This window comes from Vibrio sp. 1078-1 (genome assembly GCF_033340475.1).
The window spans coordinates 1-2416 of the sequence record NZ_JAWOWM010000047.1; the positions used below are offsets into that span (position 1 = coordinate 1).

Consider the following 2416-nt stretch of genomic DNA (forward strand, 5'->3'; position numbering starts at 1 on the left):
TCCGCCAAGGTTTGGTCTGCAATGTTGCTTTCAACCACAGGCGTGTCGTTCACCGCATTCACGGTGACGTTGACCGTTGCTTGGTCAGTCAGTGCACCATCAGTAATCGTGTAAGTAATTTCAGCGTCACCATGGAAGTTCTCAGCTGGCGTGAACACCAACTTGCCGTCAACAATCTCGACTGTCCCTTGCTCACTCGGCACAGACGCCGATTGGATAGACAGCGTATCACCATCAATATCGGTGTCGTTTGGCAGGACATCAATCGTCACTGGCGTGTCTTCGTCAGTAACGGCATTGTCATTGGTCGCCACTGGCGCATCGTTCACTGGCGTCACATCGACGTTCACCGTGGTGGACTCTGATACCCCACCTGACGTAACGATGTAGGTAAAGCTGTCTGCACCGTGGTAGTTGTCGTTTGGCGTGTAAGTCACGCTGCCATCCGGGTTGACCGAGACCGTACCGTTAGCTGGACCGTTGTTGGTATCGAGCGACACCACTTTATCGTCGCCTTCGAACGTGTCGTTACCTAGGACGTTAATTATGGTCGGCGTGTCTTCCACAACCGTCGCGTTGTCTGCCACGATGTCCGCCACAGGCGCTACCGTGAAGTTCACCGTTTGGCTAACGCTCTCGCCGCTTGGATCGGCGGCAGTAAAGGTCAGCGCTTCAGAGCCGTTCCAGTCTGCCGTTGGGCTAATGGTCGCGATGCCATTTTCAATCGACACCAACACGTTGCTGTTGCCAGAGACGCTAAACGTTAACTCGCCATCCACGTTATCCACATCGCTGAAAGCGGTATTTAGATCGATGCTGTATGGCGTAAAATCTTCCGCCAAGGTTTGGTCTGCAATGTTGCTTTCAACCACAGGCGTGTCGTTCACCGCATTCACGGTGACGTTGACCGTCGCTTGGTCAGTCAGCGAACCATCGGTCACGGTGTAAGTGATTTCAGCGTCACCATGGAAGTTCTCAGCCGGTGTGAAGACCAGTTTTCCATCAATAATTTCGACTGTACCTTGTGTTTCAGGTACGGACGCTGATTGGATAGACAGCGTATCACCATCAATATCGGTGTCGTTTGGCAGGACATCAATCGTGACAGCGGTATCTTCTTGTGTTGTGGCCGCGTCATCGTTTGCCACTGGCGCGTCATTGACTGGCGTCACATCGACGTTCACCGTGGTGGACTCCGATACCCCACCGGACGTAACGATGTAGGTGAAGCTGTCTGTACCGTGGAAGTTGTCGTTTGGCGTGTAAGTGACGCTGCCATCCGGGTTGACCGAGACCGTGCCGTTCGCTGGACCGTTATTGGTATCCAGCGACACCACTTTATCGTCGCCTTCGAACGTGTCGTTACCTAAAACCTTAATGATGGTTGGCGTGTCTTCCACAACCGTCGCGTTGTCTGCCACGATATCCGCCACTGGCGCTACTGTGAAGTTCACCGTTTGGCTAACGCTCTCGCCGCTTGGATCGGTAGCCGTAAACGTCAGCGCTTCTGAGCCGTTCCAGTCTGCCGTTGGAGTGAACGTAGCAATACCATTGACGATCGCCACTTGAATGTTGCTGTTGCCAGAGACGCTAAACGTTAACTCGCCATCCACGTTATCCACATCGCTGAAAGCGGTATTCAGATTGATGCTGTATGGCGTGAAATCTTCCGCCAAGGTTTGGTCTGCGAGTTTGCTTTCAACCACAGGCGTGTCGTTCACCGCATTCACGGTGACGTTGACCGTCGCTTGGTCAGTCAGTGCACCATCGCTAACGGTGTAAGTGATTTCAGCATCACCATGGAAGTTCTCGGCCGGTGTGAACACCAACTTGCCGTCAACAATCTCGACTGTACCTTGGTCACTCGGCACTGACGCCGATTGGATAGACAGCGTATCGCCATCCACATCGGTGTCGTTTGGCAGGACATCAATCGTTACTGGCGTGTCTTCGTCAGTAACGGCATTGTCATTGGTCGCCACTGGCGCATCATTCACTGGTGTGACATCGACGTTCACCGTGGTGGACTCCGATACCCCACCCGACGTAACGATGTAGGTAAAGCTGTCAGCCCCGTGGTAGTTGTCGTTTGGCGTGTAAGTGACGCTGCCGTCCGGGTTGACCGAGACCGTGCCGTTGGCTGGGCCGTTATTGGTATCCAGCGACACCACTTTGTCGTCGCCTTCAAACGTGTCGTTACCTAGGACGTTAATGATGGTCGGCGTGTCTTCCACAACCGTCGCGTTGTCTGCCACGATGTCCGCCACAGGGGCTACCGTGAAGTTCACCGTTTGGCTAACGCTTTCGCCGCTTGGATCGGTGGCCGTAAACGTTAGGATTTCTGAGCCGTTCCAGTCTGCGGTTGGAGTGAACGTAGCAATCCCATTGACGATCGCCACTTGAATGTTGCTGTTGC

At 53.8% G+C, this 2416-nt stretch carries 1 protein-coding gene; it reads right to left on the reverse strand.

The features are described 5' to 3' along the window. Positions 1–2416, reverse strand: a 2416-nt coding sequence (locus R7190_RS25460; RefSeq protein ID WP_318137630.1) for a tandem-95 repeat protein, incomplete at both ends; no start/stop codon positions are given.